Below are 4174 nucleotides of genomic sequence, written 5' to 3'. Positions count from 1 at the left end.
CAGTCTGGCTCAACGAAGCCGTGTGGCGACGCGGGAGGAGTCCATTCGATCATTCAAGCCGAAATTGCACCGCTACTCCGTCAACATGGAAAGCTTTTTCTGCCATGTGGCCAGCTACGCGCTGCAATTCGGCTTAACTTGAGCGTTAGGCCTCGCAGACAGGTTACTGAGCCCATGAAGATCGTGTCTGTTTCCCCAATCTTTTCGGTAAACGACCTTGCAGCGTCGATTGACTTCTATCGCCATGCGCTCGGATTCGACTTGGCATGGTCGCGAGGTCAGCCACCCGACATTGCCGCCGTTTGCAGAGACAGTGTTGAGATCATGCTCACGCAACGTGCGGGAGCCAAACCTGCGGGCGCGGCACACGTCTACCTCAGCGTAACTGGCATAGACGACTACTATGCGGCCCTTGAGGGTGCGGGCGTCACGATTGTGGTTCCCATCGAGGACCGCCCATACGGGATGCGTGATTTCCGTATTGCAGACCCAAGCGGGAACGAGATAAGCATTGGACAGCATATGGCAAGTGCTGGTGAAGCCTGACAATGCGTTCAAGCCGAACCGCCTCGTTACGTGGCCCAGGCGGCGGGTGGCTTGCCACCTGGCCCACTCCACCGCGCGGCCAATTCTGTTTAATTAAGGGATCGGGGTCAGATGGGAGCCCATATCGAGAACTCATCTTCGCCGTGAGAAACTGCGTGGATACCATTAGTTTCGACGATTTCATGAAGGTTGAGCTGCGCGTTGGGCGGATCGTGAGCGCGTCTGTCTTCGCGGAGGCGAGAAAGCCCGCCTATGTCTTGCACGTGGACTTCGGCGAGAAGCTCGGCGTCAAGAAGTCCAGTGCGCAGATCACGGCGCTCTATCGGCCGGAGGAGCTTGTCGGCAAGCTGGTGGTAGCTGTCGTCAACTTCCCCAGGAAGCAGATTGGCCCTTTGATGTCCGAGTGCCTGGTAACCGGATTCCATAATGAGCACGGAGAGGTCGCGCTCTGCGTGCCCGATCAGGCGGTTCCGCTTGGGACCAGGCTGCTGTAGTGGCGGCCAAGGTGCCAGGCGGCGGGAGAAGCAATGGTGGCAACCGAAGATTCAACAAGGCCCAACCTGCCATCGGCCGAAGAGTATTCCGCTGAGATGGCCCGGTACGATCACCTCGAGGCAGTGGACCTCGAAGCATTGCAGCTGGCCGTTACTGAGCCTTACAAGAACCAGGTTCTTTTCAACGTCAATAGTGAGTGCATGCGTCTTGCCGTATTCGAAGGCGAGTATCGCTGGCACTTCCATCCGCGAAGCGATGAGCTGTTCGTGGTGTTGGCCGGCGAACTGCATATCGAGTTCGAGGATCGCGCAGGAGTTGCCCTTACCCCGCTGCAGTGCCTGGTCGTGCCGGCAGGCACCGTGCACCGCACGCGCGCAGTAGGCAGGACGGTAAACATCACGTTTGAACAGCAAGGAGCGGAAACGGTGTTTGTCGAGCCTAAAGAACCAAGGAGTTCGCGCAGTGACTGATCATGAGTTTCAACTAGCGAGGTGTCAGTTACGCGCTGCAACTCGCCTCCAACTTGAGCACTAGGCCGCCAGGAGTATCAGTCTCGCCATGCGGCAGGGAATTGCTCACATCGCTCTCCTCGTGCGTGACTACGACGAGGCGATTGCCTTCTACGTGGGAATTCTGGGCTTTCGACTCGTAGAGGACAGTCCGCGCCCGGAGGAGGACAAGCGCTGGGTCGTTGTGGCGCCGCACGGAACCCACGGATCCTCGCTCCTTCTCGCCAGAGCCACTACACCTGAGCAATCCAGGTTCATCGGCAACCAAGCCGGCGGCCGCGTCTTTCTATTCCTGCAAACGGATGACTTCTGGCGAGACTACAATCGCTTTGTCGCTTCTGGCGTTGAGTTCATTCGCGCGCCAAGCGAAGAGTCATATGGCACGGTGGCTGTTTTTCGGGATATCTATGGCAATCGCTGGGATCTCTTGCAGTACAATGGGACTTGTGGATCTTAAACTGGCAGCTTCGCAGTCCGAGGCTTGGAAATCGTCCGTTCTTGCCACGATCGGAGGTGCCAACGTCAAGGTAATGCGTATGGACGGGTCGCCGTATCCCGACGAGTCGCACGAATATCCAGAAGGGCTGTTGGTTGTTGACGGCCACCTCAATCTCACGATTGGCCCGGACACGATTACCATTCGTGCTGGAGAAATATTCATAGTGCCAATCGGGGTTGCACACGCCGTGGCGCCTGGCAGTACAGGCACGCTAGTTATCTTTGACGCTGAGGCCCGGTCCTGATTGCAGCTTTCGAATACCTCTTCCAAAGTCGCGCAGGGAAACCCATGCCAAGCAGACGTCAATTCATCGGCATCATGGCGGCCGGAGCCACGCTCCTCGCCACACCCGCCGGCGCCATGCAAACCGGAGCAACCCACATGTACGGACTCATCGGCAGGATCAAGGCTGTGCCGGGCCAGCGCGAGGCCTTGTCCACCATCCTCATGGAGGGCGCCTCCAGCATGCCTGGCTGTCTCAGCTACGTTGTGGCGCTCGACCCCGCGGATCCGGACGCCCTTTGGGTAACGGAGGTCTGGGATAGCGAGGCCAGCCACAAGGCTTCGCTGGCGTTGCCCGTGGTCAAGGACGCAATCACCCGGGGAAAGCCGCTGATTGCCGCATTCGACCAGTACATCCAGACCGTTCCGGTCGGCGGCCATGGCCTGCGTGCCACCATCTGAAACCGGCCGTGTTCCCGTCCGTTCCCGGCGAGGCCCCGGGGGTCCCTGACGCTACTGGTACCGATGGGCGGTTTCCTGTGGCAGAGTGGGGCCACTTTGGGCCGGAGTGGCCCGAACGGAGGGTAACCATGCACGCCAAGTCCCTGCTGTTCGCGGCCGCTGCCGCGGCGCTCACCCTGACTGCCTGCGCCAGCACCGGCGACTCGATGGCCAGGGAATCGAATACCGAGGAAGTCGAGACGCTTCGCCAGCGGATGCAGACCGACATCCAGCGTGCGCAGGCGAAGGAATACTCCGAGTCCAGGCAATGGCATCAGCACCAGAAAGAGGTCGCCGCGCGTTCGGGGAACGCGACGCCGCAACGCTGAGGTCGGCGCCTTCTACCTGCTCCAACCGTCACGCATCACCAGGGGACCAACATGCGCCATCGTTACGCAGTGACCATCCTTGCCGCCCTGCTGCTGGGCGCATGCGCCACGCCGCAATGGCACAGGCCCGGCATGACGCCGGAGCAGTTCGCCCAGGACGACCAGGAATGCGACGCCATCGTGGCCCAGATGTTCCCGGCCAAGCCGACCGGGGGCTCGCCACTGGCGTACGAGACCGACTGCGCCACCTACGGGCACCAGAACAGCTGCGCGACCGGCCCCGGCGTGCTCATGGCCACCCCCAGCCGCCTGACGGCCAAGAACAAGGCCAAGCAGGAATGCCTGCAGGCCCGGGGTTACGTCCGCTAGGCCCCACGCTCGTGCGGCCATGAAAAAGGCCCCGCATTGCGGGGCCTTCAAATTTGCGATCGTTGCCCGCTCAGGCGGCAGGCTGTACGCCGGCGGCCTGGGCCCCCTTCGGTCCTTGCGTGACTTCGTAACTGACCCGCTGGCCTTCCTGCAAGGTGCGGAAGCCCTTGGATGCAATGGCCGAATAATGCACGAACACGTCGGCGCTGCCGTCCTCGGGGGCGATGAAGCCGAACCCCTTGGCGTCGTTGAACCACTTCACGGTGCCGTACTGCATAGCGATGCTGACCTCGTCCTGGATGGTATGCGTGCGCCGGGTCGCTCCCCGGGCGCACCGCCCGAGTATGCAAAAGGCCCGCCCCGCCTTGCAATCACCCGGCCAGCAATGCGTCCAGCAGGCGCGAGACGCCGGCAGTGGCTGCGGCCACGTTGGCCAGCACGTCGTCCAGGGTGATGACCTCGTCCGGATCCGGGCCCGCACCGGCGGCCCAGTTGGCGACGATGGCCAGGCAGGCGTATTCCAGGCCGAGTTCGCGCGCGAGACCCGCTTCCGGCATGCCGGTCATGCCGACCAGGTCGCAGCCGTCGCGGCGCATGCGCGCGATCTCGGCCCGGGTCTCCAGTCGCGGGCCCTGGGTGGCGCCGTAGCAGCCACCGTCGACCACGGGCACGCCGGCGCGGCCGGCGGCGGCCAGCACCTCGCG

General features: G+C 62.1%; 9 protein-coding genes and 1 pseudogene. 8 read left to right on the top strand and 2 right to left on the bottom strand.

Features of this window, described 5'->3' with window-relative positions; all coding sequences use genetic code 11:
* The first annotated feature begins 174 nt into the window (after window positions 1–174).
* The 8 genes from QAA18_RS12620 (at window position 175) to QAA18_RS12585 (ending at window position 3470) form a co-directional block, all read left to right on the top strand.
* Window positions 175–546 (top strand): VOC family protein, encoded by a 372-nt coding sequence (locus QAA18_RS12620; RefSeq protein WP_279413431.1) that lies wholly within the window; start codon window positions 175–177, stop codon window positions 544–546.
* Between the two features lie 155 nt (window positions 547–701).
* On the top strand, window positions 702–1040 hold the full coding sequence (locus QAA18_RS12615) for a tRNA-binding protein (RefSeq protein WP_279413430.1): 339 nt from the start codon (window positions 702–704) through the stop codon (window positions 1038–1040).
* A 33-nt stretch (window positions 1041–1073) separates the two neighbouring features.
* Complete coding sequence (locus tag QAA18_RS12610) at window positions 1074–1511, top strand: cupin domain-containing protein (protein ID WP_279413429.1); 438 nt, start codon at window positions 1074–1076, stop codon at window positions 1509–1511.
* Between the two features lie 88 nt (window positions 1512–1599).
* Window positions 1600–2007, top strand: a complete 408-nt coding sequence (locus tag QAA18_RS12605; RefSeq protein ID WP_279413427.1) for a VOC family protein — start codon at window positions 1600–1602, stop codon at window positions 2005–2007.
* Entirely contained in the window at window positions 1928–2293 is a 366-nt protein-coding gene (locus QAA18_RS12925) for a cupin domain-containing protein (protein WP_343226754.1), read from the top strand. Before QAA18_RS12605 ends, QAA18_RS12925 begins: the two co-directional genes overlap by 80 nt.
* 44 nt (window positions 2294–2337) lie before the next feature.
* Window positions 2338–2733: a putative quinol monooxygenase gene (locus QAA18_RS12595; RefSeq protein WP_279413425.1), complete on the top strand. Its 396-nt coding sequence runs from the start codon at window positions 2338–2340 to the stop codon at window positions 2731–2733.
* A 128-nt stretch (window positions 2734–2861) separates the two neighbouring features.
* Complete coding sequence (locus QAA18_RS12590) at window positions 2862–3101, top strand: hypothetical protein (protein ID WP_279413423.1); 240 nt, start codon at window positions 2862–2864, stop codon at window positions 3099–3101.
* Window positions 3102–3152: 51 nt separating this feature from the next.
* Complete coding sequence (locus QAA18_RS12585) at window positions 3153–3470, top strand: hypothetical protein (protein ID WP_279413422.1); 318 nt, start codon at window positions 3153–3155, stop codon at window positions 3468–3470.
* A gap of 70 nt (window positions 3471–3540) precedes the next feature.
* Here QAA18_RS12585 and QAA18_RS12580 read toward each other — a convergent pair whose 3' ends face one another.
* Both QAA18_RS12580 and QAA18_RS12575 read right to left on the bottom strand, forming a co-directional pair.
* Window positions 3541–3747: a cold-shock protein gene (locus tag QAA18_RS12580; protein WP_279413421.1), complete on the bottom strand. Its 207-nt coding sequence runs from the start codon at window positions 3745–3747 to the stop codon at window positions 3541–3543.
* A 94-nt stretch (window positions 3748–3841) separates the two neighbouring features.
* Window positions 3842–4174, bottom strand: a pseudogene (locus QAA18_RS12575) (S-methyl-5'-thioadenosine phosphorylase); the annotation flags it as partial.

The organism is Luteimonas sp. 8-5 (assembly GCF_029763755.1).
GTDB lineage: Bacteria > Pseudomonadota > Gammaproteobacteria > Xanthomonadales > Xanthomonadaceae > Cognatiluteimonas.
Note: the sequence above shows the minus strand (reverse complement) of the source record. Positions and strands in the feature narration are given on the sequence as shown.